General features: G+C 40.4%; 19 protein-coding genes. 9 read left to right on the top strand and 10 right to left on the bottom strand.

The genetic code is table 11. The features are described 5' to 3' along the window. Positions 1 to 56: 56 nt before the first annotated feature. Both HC643_RS40105 and HC643_RS40100 read right to left on the bottom strand, forming a co-directional pair. Positions 57 to 692 carry a TetR/AcrR family transcriptional regulator gene (locus HC643_RS40105; protein WP_038077713.1) on the bottom strand — a complete coding sequence of 212 codons (636 nt, stop codon included), beginning with the start codon at positions 690 to 692 and terminating at the stop codon, positions 57 to 59. Between the two features lie 223 nt (positions 693 to 915). Next, complete coding sequence (locus tag HC643_RS40100; protein WP_038077715.1) at positions 916 to 3,171, bottom strand: FdhF/YdeP family oxidoreductase; 2,256 nt, start codon at positions 3,169 to 3,171, stop codon at positions 916 to 918. A 124-nt stretch (positions 3,172 to 3,295) separates the two neighbouring features. On the opposite strand from HC643_RS40100, the gene HC643_RS40095 reads away from it, so the two are divergent. Further along, the gene (locus tag HC643_RS40095; RefSeq protein ID WP_050046224.1) at positions 3,296 to 3,880 is read left to right on the top strand and encodes a hypothetical protein; all 585 of its coding nucleotides are present in this window, start codon (positions 3,296 to 3,298) and stop codon (positions 3,878 to 3,880) included. Between the two features lie 94 nt (positions 3,881 to 3,974). Here the strand turns inward: HC643_RS40095 and HC643_RS40090 are convergent, their stop codons facing one another. Both HC643_RS40090 and HC643_RS40085 read right to left on the bottom strand, forming a co-directional pair. Further along, positions 3,975 to 5,801 (bottom strand): response regulator, encoded by a 1,827-nt coding sequence (locus HC643_RS40090; protein ID WP_038077717.1) that lies wholly within the window; start codon positions 5,799 to 5,801, stop codon positions 3,975 to 3,977. A 201-nt stretch (positions 5,802 to 6,002) separates the two neighbouring features. After that, entirely contained in the window at positions 6,003 to 6,635 is a 633-nt protein-coding gene (locus HC643_RS40085) for a MotA/TolQ/ExbB proton channel family protein (protein WP_038077719.1), read from the bottom strand. 107 nt (positions 6,636 to 6,742) lie between these two features. On the opposite strand from HC643_RS40085, the gene HC643_RS40080 reads away from it, so the two are divergent. Beyond that, positions 6,743 to 7,186, top strand: a complete 444-nt coding sequence (locus HC643_RS40080; RefSeq protein WP_038077722.1) for an energy transducer TonB — start codon at positions 6,743 to 6,745, stop codon at positions 7,184 to 7,186. Between the two features lie 52 nt (positions 7,187 to 7,238). Here the strand turns inward: HC643_RS40080 and HC643_RS40075 are convergent, their stop codons facing one another. The 4 genes from HC643_RS40075 to HC643_RS40060 all read right to left on the bottom strand — a co-directional run bounded on the left by HC643_RS40075 (position 7,239) and on the right by HC643_RS40060 (position 11,036). Continuing rightward, positions 7,239 to 7,958: a DevA family ABC transporter ATP-binding protein gene (locus HC643_RS40075; RefSeq protein WP_038077726.1), complete on the bottom strand. Its 720-nt coding sequence runs from the start codon at positions 7,956 to 7,958 to the stop codon at positions 7,239 to 7,241. A 55-nt stretch (positions 7,959 to 8,013) separates the two neighbouring features. Then, a complete protein-coding gene (gene devC / locus HC643_RS40070; protein ID WP_038077728.1) occupies positions 8,014 to 9,180 on the bottom strand; it encodes an ABC transporter permease DevC in 1,167 nt (388 codons plus the stop codon). Between the two features lie 62 nt (positions 9,181 to 9,242). After that, a complete protein-coding gene (locus HC643_RS40065; protein ID WP_038077732.1) occupies positions 9,243 to 10,412 on the bottom strand; it encodes an ABC exporter membrane fusion protein in 1,170 nt (389 codons plus the stop codon). A gap of 42 nt (positions 10,413 to 10,454) precedes the next feature. Next, complete coding sequence (locus tag HC643_RS40060; protein WP_038077775.1) at positions 10,455 to 11,036, bottom strand: TetR/AcrR family transcriptional regulator; 582 nt, start codon at positions 11,034 to 11,036, stop codon at positions 10,455 to 10,457. Between the two features lie 323 nt (positions 11,037 to 11,359). On the opposite strand from HC643_RS40060, the gene HC643_RS40055 reads away from it, so the two are divergent. Then, on the top strand, positions 11,360 to 12,574 hold the full coding sequence (locus HC643_RS40055) for a family 10 glycosylhydrolase (RefSeq protein WP_038077734.1): 1,215 nt from the start codon (positions 11,360 to 11,362) through the stop codon (positions 12,572 to 12,574). Between the two features lie 223 nt (positions 12,575 to 12,797). Here HC643_RS40055 and arfB read toward each other — a convergent pair whose 3' ends face one another. Next, positions 12,798 to 13,211 (bottom strand): alternative ribosome rescue aminoacyl-tRNA hydrolase ArfB, encoded by a 414-nt coding sequence (arfB, locus tag HC643_RS40050; RefSeq protein ID WP_038077736.1) that lies wholly within the window; start codon positions 13,209 to 13,211, stop codon positions 12,798 to 12,800. 897 nt (positions 13,212 to 14,108) lie between these two features. Continuing rightward, on the bottom strand, positions 14,109 to 15,215 hold the full coding sequence (locus HC643_RS40040) for a response regulator (protein WP_038077778.1): 1,107 nt from the start codon (positions 15,213 to 15,215) through the stop codon (positions 14,109 to 14,111). A 2,029-nt stretch (positions 15,216 to 17,244) separates the two neighbouring features. Between HC643_RS40040 and HC643_RS40035 the strand changes: the two genes are divergently transcribed. The 6 genes from HC643_RS40035 to HC643_RS40010 all read left to right on the top strand — a co-directional run bounded on the left by HC643_RS40035 (position 17,245) and on the right by HC643_RS40010 (position 22,611). Further along, positions 17,245 to 18,207, top strand: a complete 963-nt coding sequence (locus tag HC643_RS40035; RefSeq protein WP_038077738.1) for an RluA family pseudouridine synthase — start codon at positions 17,245 to 17,247, stop codon at positions 18,205 to 18,207. Between the two features lie 789 nt (positions 18,208 to 18,996). Further along, on the top strand, positions 18,997 to 19,515 hold the full coding sequence (locus tag HC643_RS40030; protein WP_038077740.1) for a globin family protein: 519 nt from the start codon (positions 18,997 to 18,999) through the stop codon (positions 19,513 to 19,515). Between the two features lie 116 nt (positions 19,516 to 19,631). Then, positions 19,632 to 20,120, top strand: a complete 489-nt coding sequence (locus HC643_RS40025; protein ID WP_038077742.1) for a phycocyanin alpha subunit — start codon at positions 19,632 to 19,634, stop codon at positions 20,118 to 20,120. A gap of 261 nt (positions 20,121 to 20,381) precedes the next feature. Beyond that, positions 20,382 to 21,218, top strand: a complete 837-nt coding sequence (locus HC643_RS40020) for a phycobilisome linker polypeptide (RefSeq protein WP_038077744.1) — start codon at positions 20,382 to 20,384, stop codon at positions 21,216 to 21,218. Between the two features lie 75 nt (positions 21,219 to 21,293). Continuing rightward, positions 21,294 to 22,070: a HEAT repeat domain-containing protein gene (locus tag HC643_RS40015; protein WP_038077746.1), complete on the top strand. Its 777-nt coding sequence runs from the start codon at positions 21,294 to 21,296 to the stop codon at positions 22,068 to 22,070. A gap of 37 nt (positions 22,071 to 22,107) precedes the next feature. After that, positions 22,108 to 22,611, top strand: a complete 504-nt coding sequence (locus HC643_RS40010) for a HEAT repeat domain-containing protein (RefSeq protein ID WP_038077748.1) — start codon at positions 22,108 to 22,110, stop codon at positions 22,609 to 22,611. Positions 22,612 to 23,288: the final 677 nt, after the last annotated feature.

Below are 23,288 nucleotides of genomic sequence, written 5' to 3'. Positions count from 1 at the left end.
CTCCCAGACAGAGATAATAGAATTTAGCGCCAAACTTACACAATTATCGGAAACGTTCATCTAGGAGACGAAGTCTGACTGACAGAAGACTTAGCTGTGCTAACTCCCCTCACAAATAAATCTACACATCCTTCAATGTATTTTTCGCGGCTGTAGCCTCGGTTAACTTGGGAAACATGACGGCGAATCATCCCAGACAGAAGCATTCCGGTCAATTGATCCACTGCCATTGGCAAGTCAACATCAGGACGAACACAACCCCGTTCAACACAGACTTGCAGATAGGAAATTAGTTGTTCACGTAGGGGTAAAACCGATTGCTGAAGCACTTTGATTGCTTCTGTTGGATGTCTTTGACCTTCACCAATAAACATCCGAAATAATGCTTCATACTCCTCCAGCATCTCGTCGTAGATCTGTGCATAATATAGAAGATCGCGACTTAAATCGTAAGTCCACTCGTTTTGATGCGTTAAGGCTTCCGCTTGTAGTGCTGTAATACGCTGTGCAACTTCACCCAGAAGGTGCTCTTTGCTTTGAAAGTGGCGAAATAATGTCACTTCAGTCACATCTGCAACCCGAGCAATTTCACGGGTTGACGCTCCAACGTATCCTTTTGTGGAGAAGACTTCAATAGCAGCTTTTAAAAGGCGATCGCGGGTTTCTGTTACGCCTCTACTCGTTCGGCTCATAATAATTAATGTAAGTACTAACTTACATTATAGAGTTTATGAAAGTCAGTGTAAACAAACCCGTGTCTTTATAGTATTAAATTATACTAAAAATACCAGTTTCTTAGAAATGATTTAGGATAGCTAATGGCTAATAGCTAATTGCTTTTTGACCATTAGCTATTAGCCGATGACCAAAAAACTTATTGATAGCAAGCGTCGTTTAACTTTGATACTGCCTTGATTATAGCGATTCTTTAGCAAAACTACCCCTTGACACCTTTTCCAAATGCACAACAGCGTTATAATCAGGAATCCCAACTTCTGGCGATCGCTTGCTTTTATCTAACAACACGTTCCCTTCAGGCCAATGAATCTGCAGATTTCTCGGCGTAACGGGTGCGATATACACCTGTCCTCTAAACTCACCAATGTCATTTTTCAGTATCACCTCATCCCCATCTTGAAGCCCCAACTTCTCTGCATCCACACAATTCATAAGGACAGCCGATCGCACTGCTCCGGTAATAGCATCCTTGCGTTCTTGCACCATGCTGTTAAATTGCTTGCCACGGCGCGTTGTCACCCAGAAGTAACCCTCAGGTAGCATTCGTTCTTGAGGAGCCAGCACAGAAAATCGTGCCTTGCGATCGGGAGTTGGGAAGTTCCAACCAAAACACAGATGCGCTCCACCATACTGAAATTGGTCGCCAGCTTCCTTCAAATGTTGAATTCCCGCATATTGAGGAATGACTCTGGCAATCTCTTGGCGCATTGCACTGGTATTTTGGAAGTGCAATTTCTCGGCTAAATCCGGACGTACTCGCCTTGCTAACTCCAAAAACACATCCCATTCCGGACGCGCCTCCCCAATACGGGAACCGAGAATTTCCGGGCTAAAAATAACACGTCGTTCTGTATTAGTCTCTGTAACTCCCCCAGGGATTTCATAACGAGTCGTTGCTGGTAAAATCACCACTGTCTCGTCTGATTCTAAAAGCATTTGTTTGGATACAACAATATCCATGTGAACCCTCAGAGGTACGCGCTTTAAAGCACTTTCCACATAATTTGGTTCTGGTAGAACCTCTAAAAAATTTCCACCCACAGAGAACAAAACATCTAATTTGCCTTCTGCAGCAGCATCAATCATTTCAGAAGCAATTAACCCCTTGGTCGTAGGAACTTCAAAACCCCAAAGTTCACCTAGAGACGCTGCATTTTCTGAGGTAATAGATCTTCCTCCTGGGAAAGTGGTGGCATAACATCCCATTTCTGCACCTCCTTGAACTCCAGAGTGTCCCCGAATTGGCATCAAACCACACCCCTCTCGACCAACAAATCCTTTAGTCAAAGCTAGATTGATAATTGCCCGGACATTATCTTCACCACACTCGTGTTGAGTAATGCCCATACTCCAGACAAATACAGCTTTGTTTGCTTCGCCAAGCATTTTGGCAAAGGTATACATGGATTCGCGAGTCGCACCGGAAATTTGCTCGAGTTCTTCCCAAGACTGCGTAGCGAGAAACGCTTTGAGTTCGTCAAAGTTGGTGGTGTAGTTGTTGATAAATGACTCGTCAACCCAACCATTGGCGATCGCGTGCTTGATTGTCCCATTTAAGAACGCCATGTCTCCGCCAATATTTACCAAAAAGAAATCTTCAGCAAACTTAGTACCAAACAAAGCACTTTCAGGAATTGATGGTACCCAGTAGCGTTCCATTCCCGGCTCGCGGTAAGTATTAATAACAACTATTTTTGTACCCGCTTTTTTCGCCCAATGGAGATATTTCACGGTAACCGGTTGATTGTTGGCGACATTGGAACCAATAAAGACTAACAAATCGGTTCCGATCCAGTCTTTGTAGGAACAGGTAGTTGCAGCGACTCCAATAGTTGATTTCAAAGCGTTGGTACTGGGGGAATGGCATATACGGGCTGCATTGTCAAGATTATTCGTTCCCATTGCCCGCACTGCTTTTTGGGTGGCATAGTAAGTTTCATTAACCGTCCCCCGACTGGTGAAGTAGAAACCAAGGCGATCCGGTGTAGAGGTTCGGATACGCTTGGCAATCAAATTTAGAGCTTCATCCCAACTGATGCGACTGAAACCAATTTCCGAGCGATCGCGTTTCATGGGATAGGGAAGCCGCCCCATAGCTTGTAATTCAGCACCGCTTTTCTTTTTTAACTCAGAGACATCTGCGAGAAGTTTGGGGTCAAGAGCTGGCATTGTGTTGAGACGTAACAACCGCAAACGGACATTGCAAACATGAATACCATCTACAGTCCAATCTTTCATGCCCGTTGTTCCCAAGGCACAACCGTCACAAACTCCTTTATTTAGGATTTCCCAAGCATAAGGCAAGTTGTCAGCGTTTTCCAAAACGGCCCGAAACACTTCCCAGTAGTTATTCGGATACTGCTCGCCAATGCCAAAGGGTTTCGGGCTAGCCCAAAGAGAAGGGGTCCAACTTTTTTTCGGCTTCCGCAACATGATAGCAGCTCCTTTTGACAAGAGAATCCTGACTCGCTGGTGGGTTTTCTATATGTTTACATACAACAGAAATTCTTCGTGAGATTTTGGGAATTCTAAATTTAGACCTTTTTAAACTTTAACTATGAATTTTAAACTAACTGCCCTAGGCATTCTTGCTCTTGCCAGCATATCTATAGCTACCCCAACCCTCGCGCAACAACTTCAGAAATCTCACTACAAAGCTGGAGAATTGATGGTTACTTTGGGAAGCGATGACTCCTATCAAGGATGTGACAGAGAAAATAAGTGCATTACGCTTCATGGTTCCGAAACCGTAGTTGATAAAAAGTATAGTGGTAAGCGCTGGTTGAATGGTGAATACATTTACGCAATATCCTGGCATGAAGGGAAAGGAGAAAATATGCGCTTGAGTATTCTGAAAAACAATCGCCGCATTTTTACTAGCGAACTTGTTCCCTTCTCCAATCTAAAGTGGGAGAGATGGTGCGATATCACGGGCGTTTACACCGGACAACTCCCAGTTCTGTATTCTCCTGCAGGCAAATCAAAAGCAGCATTAAACAATGGAAATATTGTTCGTGCTATTCGGCAAAAGGATGATTGGACTTATGTTGAAGTAGCGCGGGGTCCAAATACTGGAGTGAACAGAGTGCGGGGATGGGTAGACTCTCACTATTTAGAATGTACTAAAGAAGCAAGTAATTAATTGCAGGATCGGGGATTAGGGGGTCACGAAAGAAGGATTGTCAGGTTAGTTATGGGGGTGAAAATTTTTTATCGGGGCTGTTTTTATGTCTTACCTAGACTTGCTGTTTCCGCGTTCTACTGAGGCGGCGGAGAACTCGAGTTGTGAGTTCGGCTTCTTCAACTGACTTGCTAATGTAGTCATCTACCCCTACAGCAAATGCCTTGTCAATCTCACTCTCTTGCGTGCGTGCTGACCAAAAGATAATTGGTATTCTGTACCATGTTGGATCGCAACGCACAACTTGGCACAATTCCAAACTGTTTAATCCGGGCATTTCCACATCAAGTATGAGTAAATCTGGTCTTGAAGCCATCAGCACTTCCCAAAACTGATGCGGATCGTTTAATGTTGTAACCTCTACTCCTAATGGCTGTAAGAGATTTTTGAGATGTGATAACGCTGCTTCATCTTTATCTACTGCCATTACTCGATTGCCAGAAGCAGCATCTTGCGTAGTGTTTAATACCTTGGTCACCACTTTAAGGATATTATAGCTTGATTGGGGTTTTTGTAAAAAAATACACCCTCCCAAACGAGCAACTTCCAACCTGTTAGCCAGACTCCCTTCTTCAGAAAAGACTAAAACAGGTATTTTGGGAATTCGTTGTGCTAGTTCCTTCAGTAAGGTAAGCCCGTCTTCTGTAGAACTAGGGAAATTCAGAGCGAGCAAGATAACTTGGGGTGGAGTTTGGGCAATAACCTTTCGAGCAACCTCTAAATCTGTAGCTACCTCCACTCGTAACTTCCAAGCGATCGCTTCAATCCTAATTCGTTCTGCTAACATCAAATCGTCATCCACTATCAGTATGAGTGGAGAGTCAGAAATTTGTACTCCTTCTGTTTCCGATCGTGGTGTTTTTTGTAACTCTTGCCTTAGTAAGTCTACAAGCATTAAAATCTGTTGAACGTCATCAGCTTGCAATTGCTTGTAAGGTTGAAAAAAATCCTCTAACTCTCTTGCTAGTTCGGAACCCCGCATCAAGCCAAATACTCCCAATGAACCGGCTAAGGTGTGTGCTTCGTATTTAGCCTGTTGTAGCAGTTCGGGCGTTAGCTGACCTTTTGCTAGTGCGGAAGTTGCTTGTTCTAACACAGCAAAATGTTCTACATATTTACTCTTGAATTTCTCCCAAACTTTCGAGGTCGTTGCTTTGATGTTTTTTTGGTTGGTTGTTTGCTTAACGGAAGCATCATTTTCTTTTGATTCTGATGGAGTTTTCAGTCGATACCCCAAACCGTGAACTGTTTCAATTGGATCGGACGCACCAGCTGCTCTAAATTTTTGCCGCAAACATTTGATGTGAGTGCTAACGGTTTCTTCCCCTGGTGAATCGGCAAAATCCCAAAGTTTCTCTAAAACAGCTTTACGACTAAAAACACGCTTTGGATTGAGCAGGAAAAGTTCTAACAAACAATACTCTTTAGGTGTTAATTTTAAGGGTTTGTCCCTAAAAGTTACTTGATTGTTAACAGTATCAAAATGTATATCTTCCCAAACAATTATAGATGATGGTACTGTCTTTCCTCGCCGTAAAAGAGCACGAACCCGTGCTAACAATTCATTCATTTCAAACGGCTTAACGACATAATCATCTGCTCCTGCGTCTAAACCCACGACTCGGTCTGTTGTGCTGTCTTTGCCAGTCAAGAGTAAAATAGGGCTCTGATACCCTAGAGCACGCAGGCGTTTGCACACACTAATACCATCCGTATCCGGAAGCATAATGTCTAAAAGAACTAGGTCATATTCAAATGCCTTTGCCAGTTCTAGACCTGTCTGTCCATCCATTGCTTGGTTAACTGTATAGTTATGAGCAATTAGGATGTCGGAAACTACTAAACTGGTAGGGCGATCGTCTTCTACCAACAGAATTTTCACGGTTGAGCTTCCCTTAGATAATATGGAGTTTCTCAAGTCATAGCGATCGCAGCCCTTTAGGTATTAAGTATAATATTTACTTAAATTATAAGAGATAGAGCTTCAAATACAAGTCTGAAGGCTGCCAGTTTAAGTATGACATGGGGAGCCACCCTCGTGCGCTAGGTTCACAGCGACCAGAGGAGTCAGGGCAAACAATCCCTAATAATTTTTTTCATAGCGTCGGCGGTAAAGCAACTCTAACTGTCCGCCATACTCTTGAATGCGAGCAATTTGTCTCTGGTAGAGACCTCGGAAAGTATTGGCAAAGAGAAGGGTGAAAATAGCAACCACTAATCCTGAAGCAGTAGAAACCAAAGCTTCACTAATACCAGATGTGACTCCTGCTGTTCTACTGCCTCCCACATCTCCAATATTTAAGGATTTAAAAGAGTAAATTAACCCTAAAACAGTTCCCAGAAGACCCAACAAAGGTGCAAGGGAAATAATAGTATCAAAGATATTTTGAAAGCGTTTAAGCAAAGGTATCTCAGCTTGAGCTTCACTTTCTAAAGCAAGACGAAATTCCTCTGGATTTGGTTGTTCGAGTTCTAATGCCGCTAAAAAAATCCGTGCAATGGGTAAATCTGTATTTTTTTGTAATTCATTCATAGCACCCACAGTATTACCGAGACGGTAAAGATTCAACACCTCTCGCACTACATGATTTTGACGGTTTGTAATCCTTACCCAAAAAAAGATTCTCTCAATAATGAGTGCGGCAGCCAGTATCGAAAATCCTAGCAGGGGCCACATCACTACCCCACCTGCGGCAAATAAATTGCTGATTTCCATCGATTGTTATTTGATAGGACAATTGTAGGTTAACAGATGACTGTTGAAAAATACTGGCATAGAATAGCGGCTACTCTATATGGATTTTTTTTACAAGCGAGGCTTTTATGAAGTTATTTCTTGTTCCCTCTCTATGGCTAGCAGGCACCTTCTGGGTTTTAGCATCTACGCCTGCTCACTCACAAGTTAGTACAAAAATTAATATAATCCCCCCTGCTGAGGAGACAGGCATACCCGGTAATAGTGGTTTTGATAGTAAAATCCTCGAACAGCCGAAATCAGCGGTGGGTAATGGTTCTCAATTTATCGAAAATTGCACTTTTTGTAACTTCAAGTATCCAGAAATTGCAAGGCAGCAAGGAATGAAAGGCACGGTGGAAATGAGTGTCGAGGCTGATGATGTTGGTAATGTGACCAATGTAAGATTGATTCGTTCTAGCGGTTACAAAGAATTGGATGCTTCTGCTATCGAACAAGTCAGAAAACTGAAATTAGCACCACAAGCCGGTGGACGACAAGATATGCGAGTCAAGATAAATTATGAATTATGAATTATGAATTATGAATTGAAGGTTTAATTCTTCATCATTCAACATTCATAATTCATAATTTCAGATGTCCATCTTCCATATAGACGATGCGATCGGCTATATCAAGAATACGGTTGTCGTGCGTGACTAGCAAAATAGTACACCCTTGCTCTTTTGCTAGCTTCTGCATTAATTCCACAACATCACGCCCGGATTTTTTATCAAGCGCTGCTGTTGGTTCGTCCGCTAAAACAATTTTGGGCTGACTCACAAGTGCGCGGGCGATCGCTACCCGTTGCTTTTGTCCGCCTGATAAGCTCTCTGGATAATAAGACACGCGATGACCCAATCCCACACTCTCAAGCATGGCAATTGCTTTACCATCCATGTCTTGGTCTAGATATTTGTCATGCAATTCTAAAGACATTCGTACATTTTCTTTAGCTGTTAAAAAGGTCATTAAATTATGTGCCTGAAAAATATAGCCAATGTTGCAGCGAATTTCCCTCAACTGCTTTTGGCTTGCACCACACATTTCTTGACCTAAAATTTTCAAACTTCCTTCATGAGCAGAACGCAATCCACCCATAAGTGTCAACAAAGTTGTTTTTCCCGAACCGGAAGGTCCAGTCATAATTACAATTTCGCCTGCATTGATTTCTAAACTAATTTCAAATAAGGCTTGTTTGCGAAGCGCACCTTCTCCAAAGTAGTGATTGAGGTTTTTTGCAACAATTACAGGTTCCATAGAAGTAGATTTATCGCTTGTTATCAATCGCCGCTCGCGAGTCATTAGTACTGAGTTAAAAAAGTTTCAAATCTTAGAAATACAACAAAAAACACAGACGCTAAAAAATATCTGCGGGGTCAGCAGATTGCAGTTTCCGCATTGCGACTGCTCCAGATAAACTACACATCCCTAATGTCAGTACAAAGACTGCGATCGCTCGACTGGTTGTCATGGCAATGGGTAGCAGTGTTGCTGCATATGTCAATTGGTAAAGTGCGCTTGCGATCGCAAATCCTGGGATAAAACCTAAGACTGCTAATAGCAAGGCTTCTTGTAACAACACGCGGATCAGATAACCATTGCTGTAACCCATTGCCTTGAGTGTTGCGTACTCCGGTAAATGCTCCGCAACATCACTGTAGAGAATTTGGTAAACAATGATGATTCCTACAATAAATCCAACAATCACACCCAACCCAAAAATAAATCCGATGGTTCCTTGGCTTTCCCAATAATATTTTTCTACACCAGCAAAGCCTTCGGGCGTTAAAATTCTGACATCCCCTGATAATTCTTTTGTCAACTCCGCTTGTACTTTAGCTGCATCAAAACCAGATTTTAGCTGAATCAAACCGACTTCTATTCTGTCAGATTGACGTTCTGGAAACAATTTCAAAAATGTTGAATCGCTGGTGATGACATTGCCATCAGCAGCAAAGGATGAACCAATGGTAAATAACCCTGTTACTTGAACATTCTGCTGGTTCAATTCTGCTTCTAGGGTTCCTTGTTTTTGCAACTTACCTGCAATATCTCCATACTCAGGACGTGCTGCACGGTCAAACAAGACTTGATTCAAAAGTTTGATTTGTGTTGCATTTTGCTTGATTTCTGGTAACTTCAAGCTAGGAGCGTCTGGTTCAATTCCCCATATTAGAATCGCACGGGTAAGTCGGTTTTCTGGGTTTTTCCACTGCCCCGAACCTATATATACAGAACTTACTGATTTTACTGCTTCATGACCCAATGCTTGATAAAGTCTTTCTCTAGAGAAAGTTTTCACTGAGAAGAGAGTTTGGAATTGGGGATTTGTCATCACTAAATCTGCCTCAAGCAGGCGATGGGGTAGTGTAGCGCTGTCGTAAAGAGCATCCTGAAACCCCAGTTGCACGAACATCAGCATATCTGCAAAGGCAATACCTGCAACTGCGATCGCCAAACGGGTTTTTTCTTTCATCACTTGTCGCCACGCTAGAGGTGTTCTGCGTAACCATTTACCAACCATCATTGATTCCCTCAATTAATATATATATCGAACATCCGTTATATTTTAAGAAGCAAGAAAATTTATAATTCAATGGCTGTCTGCACTTGTAAATTTGTCAAACCTGCAACTTTTTTACTGTCTGCAGGGTTAAGGCGAATTTTTACCTCAACAACTCGCTTATCCAAGTTCTCGCCCGGTTGGTTGCTGAAAACATTTTGTTTGTTAACTTGCAAGCCAATGTGGGAAACCACACCCTGGAGTTTTCCAACCACGGCTTGACCTGTGACAATTGCCTTTTGTCCGACTTTAACTTTTCCAATATCAGATTGATAAACTTCTGCTACGGCGACCATGCGATCGGTTTGTGCGACATCAACAATCCCAGAGTCGCTCATCTTTTCTCCCTCACGCGTGTGAATCTTCAGGATATTTCCTGCAATTGGAGATCGAATGTAGGCTTTTTCCAAATCTGTTTGTGCTTGTTTAACAGATGCAATGGCATCATCAACTTCTGCTTGCGCCGCCCGCACATCCACAGGACGAACTTCAGCGATTTTATCAAGAGTGGCTTTAGCTTCAGCTATTTCTGCCTGTAGTGTATCTGCTGTACGATTCTGATTGGCTTGGGCTTCCATTAACTGTGTTTGAGCCGTTTCAAAAGCCAATCTTTTGTTATCAAAGTTTAATGCAGATTCTGCTCCTTCCCGATAAAGCATTTGATAGCGCTCGTATTCTGCACGAGCAATATTCAACTCAGATTGACGGCGGGTAATAATGGCTTTTTGAGTCGTAATTTCGCCCTGTAGTTGGGCTTTTAAACGCTCTATAGTGGCTTTTTGGGCTGCAATTTCTCCCCTTTTTGCTCCTGCTTGGACTTGAGCAAGTTTGGCTTGAGCCGTCTTGACTTGTTCTTGTGCCTTTTTAAGGGCATCATGCAGTTTATCCCGCGAATCAAGAATGGCCACTACCTGTCCAACTTGCACGCGATCGCCTTCTTCAACTAGAAGTTTGGTCAGGCGATCGCCATCCAATGCTAGAGGTGCAGACAGCTTAATGACTTTAGCTTCAGGTTCCAATCTTCCCAAGGCTGTCACTTTTTTCATGGGTGAAGTTGTGACCACTGGTGCAGGTTTTTGACTGACATGCCCAAACTGAGAAATGCTATAAACAACTGTTCCACCCATAATGGCAGTCGCACCGGCAATCATAGCCATTAACCATTGATTTTTTTGTTTGGATATATTTATCATTTTTCCTACCTCATTTGTTATCTATCCACTCACAACCAACCACTAATTACTAACTGCATACTTTTCCAAATAAGCAGTTACCATTTTGCCCAATAAATCAAACTGTTCTGCTATGGAAATAGTGTTATTATTCATAAGCAATTCTAGAAATAAGCCATCAATAAGGCACATAACAAACCAAACTAACGTGCGATCTTCAACACCTAACAACTCATAAAATGCCTGCTCATATTTCTTATTTGCACGTTGATATATATTATGACCGTGCATATCCTTAAAATCTGGATGTTGACAAAAATCAACTAGGAGATAAATCCATTTAACGTAGTAATCTTGCTTTTTAATTAGGAAGCGTCCCAACACTCCTATTCGCTCTTTTGGAGTTTGTACCCCTTCCAACTCAGTCATTGCCAGCGATATATCTCGCTCGCATATTTCTTCCACTAACTGCTCAAATAAGGCTTTTTTATTGGGAAAGTAATGATAAAGGGTCCCGGTAGACACTCCTAAGCTTTCGGCTATCTGGCGTGTGGTAATAGCGCTGTATCCTTTTTCGGCAAATAAGTCAAAGCATTGATTGAGTAGTTCTTTACGATATAACTCATGGTCTACTATTTTTGGCATATATTTTTTATATCGAACACCCGTTATATCAACATTACTCAACGGGAAACTTCTTTGTCAAGATCGTTTTGATAAGAGAATTGTTATGGGCGAGATGTATCAACTAATCCGCAGCACTCGCGTTCATTACTCCCCCAGAGGCTCTATATCAGTAGTTCAATTAAACTACTGATTTTAACAGGTTGTGGAACAACAGTAGGTAGCGATCGCGAAACTCTGGGTTTGGCTGGTGTCTCCATACAAGCTGAATCGTATTGACACCTATTGGGAAATATTCGGTTTAGAATTGTAGCTATTTATATATCAGTCGAGATTATGTTCCTATGTCGCGTCAAAAGAAAGAGCCTAGTGGATGCGGATGTGCAAATATTCCAATTTCCATAATCATTGCTGTCTTGGGAGGTGGTTATTGGTGGTTCAGCCAGCCAGGACATCTAGACATCAGCCGCCTTTTCCCTGAGAATCTACCAATAACTATTCCTTTTTTTAATTCCACTCCAACTGCGACTTTAACTCCCACTCCAACTGCGACTTTAACTCCCACTCCCTCTTTCTCAAGCACTTCCAATACAACTTCCAATGATAAGCAAGCTTCACTGGAAAAAAAACCTCCTCAAACAACACCATTACCTAAAACTCCTTGGGAAAAAAAAGTAATTAGAGGGATTTATTTAAGTCGCTACCAAATTACTAATAACGCCAGCGAAGAAACAATTCGTGAAAGAGTTCGATACTATCGCTCTCAAGGAATTAATACTATTATTCATGGTGTTTGGGGTAATGGATGTACGATGTACAATAGTGACGTTATGCAGCAAACTCTAGGATATAAAAGTTGTCCAAATCAGTTTCAAGACAAATGGCTAGATTGGTTGATTGATGAGGCACACAAACAAGGGATGCAAGTTCATGCTTATTTCGAGAAAGGTATTAAAATAGATAAAAATAGTCCAATTTACGATTTAGCAATTTCTCGCAAGTGGATTGTTCCTGGTGTAGATAAGACCTATGTGGGAATCGATCATTACGTTCTTGACGTGCAGATTCCTGAGGTAGCAAATTTCTTTAAAAATATCTTAGTAGAGTTCGTTCAGAAGTACCCCGAAATCGATGCAGTCCAATGGGACGATTATTTAGGTTATCATGCTGAATTACCCGGCAAAATCGATCGCACTGCTCATTTAACTATTTTTTTGCAGCAAATGATAACCGCAATGAAACAAGCCAACTCTTCAGTGAGTTTTGATATCTGTCATCACAATCCTTACTGGGCTAAACGATATTTTGCAGCAGATTGGCAAAAATGGAATGTCGATCGGGTCTTTATTCAAGCTTATAATGATAATGATGCAAATTTCAAAGAAGAATTAAATTACGCTAAAAGTTATGCTGGTATTGCTATTAGCGAGCGACAATTCCATCGCTTAAAAGAATTAGTAGATAACCCCGCAATCAAAGGTATTTTAGTTTTTCCTCTGGCTGGAAAACCAGAAGAAACAGCGTCTATCTTAAAAGGCTTGACACAAAATAACAACTAAGATGGAGCGTTATTGTTTCCAACTAGATATCTTGCACCTACACATTCGTTAGGTGAGGCTATACAAACAAAGCCTGCCTACGCAGGCTAGAAATTCATATTTTTCGTATTATTGACAAAAATACATGTTTATTAAGAACTTAAAAATTCAGTACTAATACTTTTGTGCAAGATGCGAGCAACGCAATAAGCGACGCTTAATAGCTGACGCCGTATCGCGCTAATCATTCGGTGATATTCCTTCTCATGGACTTCAGTTCTCCACGCTTACTTTTGCGATCGAGACGCTTTTTTTGAGAATTACGAGTTGGCTTGGTAGGTTTGCGTTTTATTTTGACTGCGACTGCACTTTTGATGAGTTCTTGCAGTCGTCTCAACGCTTCCTCCCGGTTTTGCTCTTGGCTTCTGTGTTCTTGAGACTTAATAACAACAATTCCCTCTTGTGTTATGCGTCGATCTTTAAGCTTTAAAAGTTGCTCTTTGTAAAAATCAGGTAATGAGGAAGCTTGAATATCGAAACGCAAATGGATAGCAGTGGAAACTTTATTTACGTTTTGACCTCCTGCGCCTTGTGAGCGAATCGCACTAATTTCGATCTCGCTGTCGGGAATGATAACTTTGGTAGAAATTTGCAGCATTATTCATATATAGCTTATTTCTGTTGAAATAGCACAAATTCCTCAGCACGAGGTTTTATTTGCTCGAAACTTTGCTCTAAGAGTTCCACATTTCAAGACATATTTTTGCATAGCTCTTGAAATTACCTTTTTTAGGTTTCCCTAATTTACAGCAAAAGTATCACGGGTTCTTTTAGGAACCGAAACCAAAGCTTACTTAGCTTTTCGCCTTTCTCTACTTTGCACTCAAGCCCGAACTGGAGGTATTCTTCCTTGCCAAAATAGGGACATCATAAGATTGTGTCCCTATTTTATAAATGAATATTAAAAAAAATTACCAACAAAAAATAGTTATAATGAATGGGAAACCACTAATTGTTTTATAGCGAATTGAGTAGACCTAGCCATAGAGAGTGAATCTAGGTTTCTGGAACTAAGTTCAGGCATCTCTTGCCAACAACTGCGACAAAACCAAGAAATTTGATTTTTACGGATATGGCGTAGTAGTTGGTTAGAGCAGCAGGGACAAGTAGTCATAATTTTTAAACCCCATTATGATAAATGTACTGAATTTATAGTTCTGTCTACGTTATTGAACTGAATTTAGTCTGTGTTAAATGTATTCAGAATTTTTGAGGAATTTTTGAAGATACAGCTTTTGTTACATAAATGTAATATAAGGTTACGTTTGTACAAAAAGACCAGCATAACTGCGATCCCCGATTCCCTAAAGAAGTCGGGGACTTGTACTCCTCCCTTCGGTGCTATAAGACTACCGATCTGCTTTTCCTCTTACTCCCTTGCTCTTTGTGTCGAGTGCGGTTCATTTAAATAGGTAATCTTTAGGCGGAAAGGGAGTATCACAACAAAGATGTAACCCCAGTAAGGGCTAGCGCACACCTGGCTAATTTTCAAATCTCACTTAATATTTTGAAAGATGAGTTTTAGTAAATCTACTTGTGAAAAAGGTTTTGTCAGATATCCGGTGGACTTAACCATTTTTGCCTTGGCTTTATCGATAAATCCCGTTCGTCCCGTAATCATAATTACAGGTGTATTTTGAAAATATGAATGTTTTCTTAATAAAGAACAGATTTCATAGCCATCTAAGTTGGGCATTTCAATATCTAGTAAAATGATGTCCGGTTTAATACGGATAATCTGCATTAAAGCTTTTAGAGGATCGCTAATTCCCGTAACAGTAAATAATTGTTGATCTAAAAAGTTTTTCACAGCATTGACAACTACCGGGCTATCATCAATACAAACAACTTTATAAAGTCTTTGTTCTGTAGATAGTGGAACAGTTTCTTGTTGTGTATTATTAGTTTCTGTTTGAGGATCGCTAATGCTAGGCATCAAAAACTGACGGTCGTCATTGATAAGTTCTTGGCTTTCCTGTTTGACAAACTTTTGCTCAATTTTAGCTTGGTATTTTCGTGCCTTGGCTTTAATAAATTCTATACATTGTTGTTGAGCACTTGCAGGTTTAGCATTTCTCTGACGTTGTCTATCTTGACATTGTTCAAAAATCACGCGTAAATCTAAATGACAGAACTTTGGTAAATCCTCCAAGCAACTTTCTGGTAGAAATTCGTAGCTTCCGTCTTCAATACTCAGTAATGGTTCTAATACATCTAGTGCTAATTGCTCTATCAACATTCCTGCTTCCGCAGAAGTTATGTAATTTTGATTAACCAACCAGCAAATAATTCTATATTCTTGGCTTTCTATAGATCGATCGTTATGGAGTTCCAATAATGATTGGAAGTGTTGCTCGATCGCACTCTTAAGATTGGGGACTTGCTCGCTTAGCTGTTGCAAATTTCTATGAAGAATATCAAACATTTGCTCGCTATAGGACAGATAGACGAGTTTGCCTTTCTCCATATAAATTAGCCAGGAAGCCGATGGACTATAAACTTGCCAACAGCCAGTATTGGGGTTACTCGCCATTTTACCTAGTAGAAATAGCGGCTGGATTTTCTGGAAAAACCTGTATCTACCAATGGGAAGTGTAGTCATATTCATGGCTCTAAGTTGAAATTAGGATTTGCAACCAATTTTGGGTTGGACAATATCTAGCCAGGATAATTGCAACATCTAGATAGCAAATTGCCCTAATGTTGACATAAACTTGCTATGCGCTATCCTCACTAAGCTTGTTCTTCTAAAATCGAAGTTGTAGTTAGGAGAAATGCTAAATTACAGCGAGTTCACAAAACTGGCGGTACTCCTTGTTAGGGAGTGTTGTTTGGAGATGTCTGATTCCTACTCAATTAATTTGTAACCCTGTAAATTTATTGTTTTTTCGGCTATACTCTCCTTGAGAAGGGCAAGGATGGAATTACCGACAGCTTGCACATAGAATCCAAGCATCTCTTTGAGGTAGATTTCGGCAATACGGCTTTAGCCGCTAGCCTCGTTATGGCACCGATTTGCAAACTTTGGCTGACTGCAAAATATTGATATAGTAGACAGCTTTTCTCAAAAAAGGTTCTTATTTGACGTAAGCGCATACCCAGACCTTCTTGTCTTTGTATGCGTCTTAAGCAGATAGGTACATTTTGAGATGGGTTGCTATCACTGTGTAACAGTTGTCCGCTCGATAGCCCTGTCTCTAGCAAATGTAGAATACTAACTCGAGTATAATTCACGACCAAATTCCTCCAAGAGTGACTGGATGTCAACTCATACAACAACAATCTGCGGTAGAAAGCACGCTCGGTTTTGTGAAGAAGAGAGTTAATTCTCCACGCGGATTAGGGAACACACTCTAACGTTGTTTTATGATGGGCAGTCACCCTGGGGCATATCATGCCAATTCTAGAACTTTTAACAAAATTTAAGAAGTGCAATGCATACCTGAAATATAAGAGTTTTTATTTAACTGGTAGATGATAAAGAGCTTACTTTCTAACCTAGTGTGAGAAAGTAAGTAACTTGCTCTCTATCATTTAGGTTACTATAATTTTCAAAAAAAAGTTAAAGGATGTGTAAAGACTGATATAAGTGAATCAAGAAACTATAAAAAGCGATCGCTTTTCTAACATAAATGTCTTGTAAGGATGTATACTATAAGGTATTTTTTTCCGTGCATATACTTAATTCTCTATGAAGAGAGAAATTGTTAAAACTTTATATTCCAAGTATCGGAAAATCGTCTCTTATTTTTTTGCAGTAGAAATACTGAATCACAAATTGATAATGTTACTATTTTTCAGGTTAAAGATCTTGTTTTAAGAGCAATCCAGCGAGCAGTGTGTATAATTTATTTCAACAAAAAGGAGATGCGATCGCAATTACTTTAGTCAATGGGGGAGTTGGGTTAAAAATTTCTAATTTTATTTTTGCAGAAATTTTGTCATCCATCTCAAGATGTATAAATATATGCAAAAAACTTATAATGAATTGGCATAAGAGAAACAATTTATACAATTCATTTGAACTAATATTATTTATTTGTTTTATTTTATACGTAAAATAAGAATTCTCTTAAACAGACTACAGAAATGAACCCATATCAACGTCAGGTCTGTTTTGCCTTCATAGAACTGACTTCATATTAGACATCTATGGAAATGAATCTCCACGTATGCAGACTTTTTGTAAACTTATATCGGCGATCGTGACATCGTTTTCGACTTTCATCTCCATCATAAGGCATCAGATAGTGAGAGTTCGGTATCTTAAAAAATATGTATATATTTTTACAAGCGTTGTTTAGTATTATATGCTACATCTTATTAAAAAATTCTAAATAAAAATGATTGGCTCGAAGCTTTACAGAATCTTTAAAAAACTAATATAGGAACTCTATTTAGTTTTTGCAGCATACTTAGCATGGAAAATGCTGACTGTATCAAGCGTGTGGTGGGGATTTCTTTGACAACAGAAGTCAAGTTCCTTTGCGCCAATTTGTAGTTCGTAATTATTCTCTCGTTGTGGTGTCAACTTCTGGTATCAACATCAGGCTGAGGAGTTGTATCCGACTAAGTAGGAATGACAGCTGAAATTTTGGCTACACTTAAAAAAGGTTCGCTATCAAAATCAAGTGAGAGAAATCAATATACAAGTTTCAGAAGAAAGCATTCTACCTATTGCTTCAAAGGATGCGCGTTTAGATCGTTATCTCTCGCAAGTACTACCAGATCTATCTCGTTCCAGAATTCAACAGTTAATTGAGCAAGGTAACGTTCAGCTGAATGGCAAACCCTGCATATCTAAGAAGATATCTGTAAAAGTAGGGGATAACATTACCGTCAATATACCAGAAGCAGAACCCCTGGAACTTAAACCAGAAGAGATACCCTTGGATATTCTTTACGAGGATACCTCTTTACTGATTATTAATAAACCCGCAGGTCTAGTTGTTCATCCGGCACCAGGTCATCAAGATGGTACTCTTGTAAACGCTATCTTGGCTCACTGTCCCAACTTACCGGGAATTGGAGGAGTTCAAAGACCCGGAATTGTTCATCGATTGGACAAGGATACAACTGGAGCTATTGTTATTGCTAAAACAGAACAAGCCCATCACGCATTGCAAGCTCAACTAAAAGCAAAAACTGCAGGACGAGAATATTTAGGGATTGTTTACGGTGCGCCCAAAACAGAAAGCGGTACTATCAATTTACCTATTGGTCGCCACCCAGTGGAGCGCAAAAAAATGGCAGTTGTTCCTGTTGAAAAAGGTGGAAGAGTGGCGGTGACACACTGGAAAGTGAGAGAACGTTTGGGTAACTACACCTTAATGCACTTTCAGTTAGAAACTGGACGCACCCATCAAATTCGGGTTCACAGCGCTCAGATAGGTCACCCCATCGTTGGCGATCCCGTTTATAGTTCCGGTCGTTCTGTGGGGGTTAACTTACCCGGTCAAGCGCTCCATGCTTGGAAACTGAAGTTGCAACATCCGGTATCTGGGGAATGGATTGAAGTGACTGCACCTCTTCCTCAGATATTTACGACTTTATTAGAGGTTTTACAACGAAGAACAGCGATCGCTAAACAGTGACTGGTGGTCCATCGCATTAATTTTGATAGGCTGTTACCTCGTTCCCAGGCTCCGCCTGGGAATGCCTTACTGGAGGCTCCGCCTCCAGTGGAGCGCGAGGCAGAGCCTCGCCGACTGTGTTCCCAGGTAGAACCACCGGATCGAGATAAAAACGTTCACCAGTCAAAACTTTTGCGATAGACCACTAGTAAACAGTGACTGGCTATCTAGAAAATACTAATTATTTATATTGTCAATTTAAATTCACATAATTTTATATTAGGTTTGCCATCCGCCGACAGACACAAAAATGAGAAATCTTACAAAATCATCTTTACTTAACTTCATGTAACTTTACGAAAAAATCTTTTATTAAAGCTACTATCATTCTCAATGTAGCTCTAGGTAATATTACTTTTGAGGCCATATTAGATAGCGATCTAATTAGATAAAGATAGGCAAAGGAATATGTTGAATTGTAAATTTCTCTTTATGTGGATCGCACTCAAAGCTCGATACATCAGGAGTTTTGCAAAATACTGTAAGGTTTTACACAAATTTACAAGTTTTAATAATAAATTTATGCAAGGACTATATAAAATCTAAAAAGCAATTAAGAAATCGAGCAAAAAATTGAGACTTCAATAAACAAATGAATTGCACAACGCAACCATAATTTTTGGTAGTTGTGCGGTAAGTTTGTGAAAAATATTTTATATTTTGTGTTTGATGAAATAATTGCTTTTTACTCAAACTTTGGCTCATTCCAAACATTGGATAAGCTGCAATAAAATCTAGGAGAAGAGAACAATGCTAGATGCTTTTTCTAAAGTTGTTGAACAAGCTGATAAAAAAGGTTCTTACTTAAGCGACAACGAAATTAATGGATTATCAGCATTAGTTGCTGATAGCAACAAGCGTTTAGATGTGGTTAATCGTCTCACCAGTAATGCTTCCTCCATTGTGGCAAATTCATATCGCGCTTTAGTCGCTGAACGCTCTGAAGTTTTCAATGCTGGCGGTGCTTGTTTCCACAACCGCAATCAAGCAGCTTGCATCCGCGATTTAGGATTTATTCTGCGTTATGTCACATACTCTGTACTAGCAGGTGATGCTAGCGTTATGGACGATCGCTGCTTAAATGGTTTGCGTGAAACCTACCAAGCATTAGGTACTCCTGGCGATGCTGTAGCTTCTGGAATTCAAAAAATGAAAGATGCTGCTATCAAAATTGCTAACGATACCAATGGCATTACCCGAGGTGATTGCAGCCAACTTATGTCAGAAGTTGCTAGCTATTTCGATCGCGCTGCTGCTGCTGTTGTTTAATATCATTTGTCAAAACAAAGTTGCTTGAGAAAACCGGAAAAATTAGAGAAATTATCTCAAAAAATTTCTCAATTCTGAGCCATTACATCTGTTAACATTTGGAGATTAGGAAGATCATGAAAACCCCACTCACTGAAGCGATCGCAACTGCTGATGTTCGCGGTACTTATCTAAGCAATACCGAAATGCAAGCGGTTTTTGGTCGTTTCAACCGTGCTCGTGCAGGTTTAGACGCAGCCAAAGCATTTTCTCAAAATGGTAAGAAATGGGCAGAAGCAGCAGCTAATCATGTATATCAAAAGTTTCCTTACACCACTCAAATGCAGGGACCTCAATATGCTTCTACCCCTGAAGGCAAAAGCAAGTGTGTAAGGGATATCGATCACTACCTCCGCACCATTAGCTACTGCTGCGTAGTAGGCGGTACTGGTCCTTTAGATGAATACGTTGTTGCAGGGTTAAACGAACTCAATAGCGCTCTTGGTTTGTCCCCAAGCTGGTATGTAGCAGCACTGGAATTTGTTCGCGACAATCACGGTCTCAGTGGTGATGTTGCTGGTGAAGCTAATACATACATCAACTATGCGATTAATGCGTTGAGCTAATGGCTAGTGGCTAGTGGCTAATGGCTAATGGCTGATGGCTAATGGCTAATGGTTCATGGCTAATGGTTCATGGCTATAGCAATTCTGTTGGATTTGTGAACTACAAGTAGGGTGGCTACTGACCAGCACCATCTTAAAGTTTTTCATAAATAATTTAGAAATCCTATAGCTGTTAATAATGACCATTAGCAATTAGCTATTAGCAATTAGCCATTAGCAATTAGCTATTAGCAATTCAAAATTTAGGGGAGTTTGAGAAAAATGACCAGTTCAGTTATAGAACGGCTAGGAGTTAACGATTGGGTAGGCAAAAAAGTTGAACTGCGCCAGAATTGGACTGAAGATGATTTGCAACTAGTGTTCCGGGCTGCTTACGAGCAAATCTTTGGACGCCAAGGAGTCTATGCTAGTGCAAAATTCAACAGCGCTGAATCTTTGTTGCGGAATGGTAAAATTAGCGTCCAACAATTTGTTGAGATTTTAGCTAAATCTGAATTCTACAAAGAATGCTTTTTTTACCAAAACTCCCAAGGGCGTTTCATTGAATTAAACTACAAACATTTGCTTGGACGCGCTCCTTACGACCAGTCAGAAATTGCTTATCATGTAGACCTCTATGCGTCTCGTGGTTACGATGCTGATATAGAGTCTTACATCTACAGCCCAGAATATGAGAATGCTTTTGGGCATTCTGTTGTTCCCTATTATCGTGGATTCAAATCAATTCCGGGAATGAAGACAGTTGGATATAACCGCATATTCGCACTTTATCGCGGTAGTGCTAACAGCGATAACGCGCAATATGGTGGTAAAAATTCCCGTTTGCGATCGAAAATCTCGATGAACTTGGCAAACATGATTATGCCATCAACATCACCCGCTGGTGGTAGCTTTACAACTGCGCCATCCCTCATCAGTTCTCCTGTCCGAGGTGATAATCGCATGTTCACGATCGAAGCAATTCTGGGTGGACAGAATACCAATGTAGCAGTACGCCGTAGCAGACAGATCTACACTGTTCCCTATGAACGACTATCAGCTATCTATCAAGAAATTCACAAGCGTGGTGGTAAGATAGTCAGCGTTACTCAATCTTAAAAACATAATTCACAATTCGTAATTTGTAATTATTCATTTAAATTACGAATTACGAATTACGAATTACGAATTATTATGACTACTACTCATCAAACAGAACCAATTCTTTCAGAAGAAACTGCGATCGCAGCCCTAAAGAGTGAAGATAATCAAATTCGCTATTATGCGGCTTGGTGGTTGGGAAAGTATCAGATACAAGGAAGTTGTACAGCCTTATGTGAAGCTCTATTTGATGAACGTTATCGAGTTCCAAACGGTGGTTATCCTCTACGCCGTCAAGCAGCACGGGCTTTAGGTCAACTTAAAAATCCACAAGCTGTTACTTCTTTAATAGCAGCACTGGAGTGTAAGGAAGATCTGCGCTTGCGAGAAGCAGCAATCCAAGCCTTAGGAGCGATTGGAGATAAGAGAGCTGAAGAGCCTTTAGTCAAGCTTGTGCAATCAAATAAAGAGCAACCATACGAAGCTCTTATTGAAGCGTTAGCTACGTTAGAAGTCTGGTCAGTTCGTCCTCAGATAGAGTCTTTTCTCAACCATCCTTCCGAACGAGTACAGTGTGCAGCAGCTCGCTACTTGTACCTTTTAACTCAGCAACCCCAGTATATTGAACGTATTCTTCAAAATCTCAATCATGAGAATATGTATTTGCGTTGGGCTGCTGTATTTGACTTGGGGGCGGTTGGTCACCGACAAGCTATCGAAGCAATTTTGGCAGCTCGAATTCCAAACAGTCTTAAGTTGCTGAATTTAAAACGGATTTTAGAATCGGTTTTAGATAGTAGTGAAATATGCGATCGCGAAATATCTAACTTACTGTTTAAAGCAATTGATGATTTATTAATTCAGCTTTAAACTTTTCGAGTTGCTACCTTCTTCTCTGTGCCTTCTCATGACAAATATCTCTGCATTAATCCAAGCCTTGGATCAAAATCAACCTGCTGTCTGCTTGACAGTTGTTGAGTCTTTAGTGAAGCTTGGACCTGCAACCGTAGAATCACTGATTTCTGCTTATCGTAGTTCTACGGATCAAGGTTTACAAGCATACATCATTCAAGCTTTGGCTCAAATTGGCGATCCTAGAGCAACGGAGTTGCTAGGGGAAGTTGTGGGTAGTTCAGTTGCCAACCATTGCCAGGGCAATGTCCGTCGTATTGCAGCACGAGGGTTGGGAAGGATATGTCGTACCACCGATAACCCTATTGTGGTTCAGTACGCTATGGAAAAATTGACTTGGGCTTTGCTTGCTCCTGATGATTGGGGATTGCGCTATGCAGCCGCAGTCTCTTTACAAGAAATTGCAACGCCAGAAGCATACCGTGCTTTACAGATGGCTATCGATCGCGAGACCGATACTGTTGTGCGATCGCGAGTCACTATGGCTCTAGGGGGTTAACACTCATAGACTGACTGCCCATCCCAAAAATTTCGGGGACAATGCTCAGACAAATCAGTATTTTTGTACCACTTCCAAAACCCTTGGGAAGTGGTTTTGACATTTGTAAACTTCGTTATCAAAATTCGATACAAAAATCAACCCTATGACATGAAAAGTTTTGAATCTGTCTTTTTGTCTGTGCCTTTTGCTCTGACTTCTCTCATGAAGAAGAATTTTCTAAAGTCGCAGAAATATTTAGACACGTTTTGTTAAGAAATATTTACATTCAGGTTTGAGTAAATGGATACTGTAAAAAACTGCAATATGTTGTCTCAACTCGGTTGTATCGATAATTAAAAAAAAATTAATAAATTAAAAGCATGGTTTGAAAAAAAAGATTATTAAGTTTTGTTACTAAAAAATCTTCTTTTCTCAGGCTGAGCTTCTTATATGTAAAGGATTTGAGGCTTTTCTTATTGCTCGATCTCATTTATTCATAATTTGTAACAGATAATGCCCCAATAGCGTTGTATAAACATAATCTGGAGGGGTTAAAGAACAGACGAAAGTTAAATGAGGCAATCAGTTCACAAGGTTTGCCAGTTTCTCATAAAATCACCCCAGTTTCTCATAATCTCTCGTTCTTGCTCAGGCAGGCTGGAGAGTAGGAAACGTAAACGATGAGAGACAGTTTA

This window comes from Tolypothrix bouteillei VB521301 (assembly GCF_000760695.4).
GTDB lineage: Bacteria > Cyanobacteriota > Cyanobacteriia > Cyanobacteriales > Nostocaceae > Scytonema > Scytonema bouteillei_A.
Note: the sequence above shows the minus strand (reverse complement) of the source record. Positions and strands in the feature narration are given on the sequence as shown.

Coding starts and splice junctions, on each gene's coding strand:
- HC643_RS40080 (WP_038077722.1), top strand. CDS start 6,743: ATGAAGTTATTTCTTGTTCCCTCTCTATGGCTAGCAGGCACCTTCTGG.
- HC643_RS40020 (WP_038077744.1), top strand. CDS start 20,382: ATGACCAGTTCAGTTATAGAACGGCTAGGAGTTAACGATTGGGTAGGC.
- HC643_RS40025 (WP_038077742.1), top strand. CDS start 19,632: ATGAAAACCCCACTCACTGAAGCGATCGCAACTGCTGATGTTCGCGGT.
- HC643_RS40100 (WP_038077715.1), bottom strand. CDS start 3,171: ATGTTGCGGAAGCCGAAAAAAAGTTGGACCCCTTCTCTTTGGGCTAGC.
- HC643_RS40065 (WP_038077732.1), bottom strand. CDS start 10,412: ATGATAAATATATCCAAACAAAAAAATCAATGGTTAATGGCTATGATT.
- HC643_RS40105 (WP_038077713.1), bottom strand. CDS start 692: ATGAGCCGAACGAGTAGAGGCGTAACAGAAACCCGCGATCGCCTTTTA.
- HC643_RS40010 (WP_038077748.1), top strand. CDS start 22,108: ATGACAAATATCTCTGCATTAATCCAAGCCTTGGATCAAAATCAACCT.
- HC643_RS40085 (WP_038077719.1), bottom strand. CDS start 6,635: ATGGAAATCAGCAATTTATTTGCCGCAGGTGGGGTAGTGATGTGGCCC.
- HC643_RS40040 (WP_038077778.1), bottom strand. CDS start 15,215: ATGACTACACTTCCCATTGGTAGATACAGGTTTTTCCAGAAAATCCAG.
- HC643_RS40075 (WP_038077726.1), bottom strand. CDS start 7,958: ATGACTCGCGAGCGGCGATTGATAACAAGCGATAAATCTACTTCTATG.
- HC643_RS40055 (WP_038077734.1), top strand. CDS start 11,360: ATGTCGCGTCAAAAGAAAGAGCCTAGTGGATGCGGATGTGCAAATATT.
- HC643_RS40030 (WP_038077740.1), top strand. CDS start 18,997: ATGCTAGATGCTTTTTCTAAAGTTGTTGAACAAGCTGATAAAAAAGGT.
- HC643_RS40095 (WP_050046224.1), top strand. CDS start 3,296: ATGAATTTTAAACTAACTGCCCTAGGCATTCTTGCTCTTGCCAGCATA.
- devC (WP_038077728.1), bottom strand. CDS start 9,180: ATGGTTGGTAAATGGTTACGCAGAACACCTCTAGCGTGGCGACAAGTG.
- HC643_RS40060 (WP_038077775.1), bottom strand. CDS start 11,036: ATGCCAAAAATAGTAGACCATGAGTTATATCGTAAAGAACTACTCAAT.
- arfB (WP_038077736.1), bottom strand. CDS start 13,211: ATGCTGCAAATTTCTACCAAAGTTATCATTCCCGACAGCGAGATCGAA.
- HC643_RS40015 (WP_038077746.1), top strand. CDS start 21,294: ATGACTACTACTCATCAAACAGAACCAATTCTTTCAGAAGAAACTGCG.